The organism is Massilia sp. 05N420 (assembly GCF_056397205.1).
This window is the reverse complement of record NZ_JBFTMX010000129.1, coordinates 1-564: the sequence shown is the minus strand read 5'-3', so window position 1 is coordinate 564 and position 564 is coordinate 1. Positions and strand designations below refer to the sequence as shown.

1 pseudogene is annotated in these 564 nt (G+C 58.5%); it reads right to left on the bottom strand.

Annotated elements, in window-relative coordinates:
- Positions 1–138 precede the first annotated feature (138 nt).
- Positions 139–564: pseudogene (locus AC1DIX_RS27605) on the bottom strand (hypothetical protein); the annotation flags it as partial.

The following is a 564-nucleotide window of genomic DNA, read 5'->3' as shown; positions in this document are numbered from 1 at the left end:
CCCTCGATCACCAGCCGGCAGGCAACATACCAATGCAGAGGCTTGATGTGGCTAGCACTTTGCGTCTTGCCTGAGAATTCCGCGAATTCCCTGAGCGCGTCTGCTTCGGTCGTCCAACGGCAGACATTACCTTCGATTTCAGTCGGCATAGTGTCTCCAGCGCTGAAGCGTCTGGATGGAGTCCAAAATTGCCTCGGCGGACTTCTTGCCTATCAGGCGACCAGCCGCAAAGAGAATGTTGCCGGCTTCACGCGGCTCCAGCTTAAGCATTCCACCCCCAAGCGCGTGGCCTTCGATTTCGCAGCTCAACCGGACAAAGGGCGTCTCCCACGAGGGGAGGAGTTTCGCTGCGAGCTTACGGTCGCGCAGCCTGACAGCGTGGACACTGTTTGTGCAGGTAACACCTGCGTCGTTCTTGACAAGGCTCGCTGCGCGGCCCGACATGTACTGAAGGATGTAATCGGGCTCCTGGACATCGGGAACCGAATACCAGGGGTCCCTCACCCGGCATTTGTAGGCTTGCCGGGCTTCGCGACCAGGATTGCTATTGAGATAGCGCCTGAC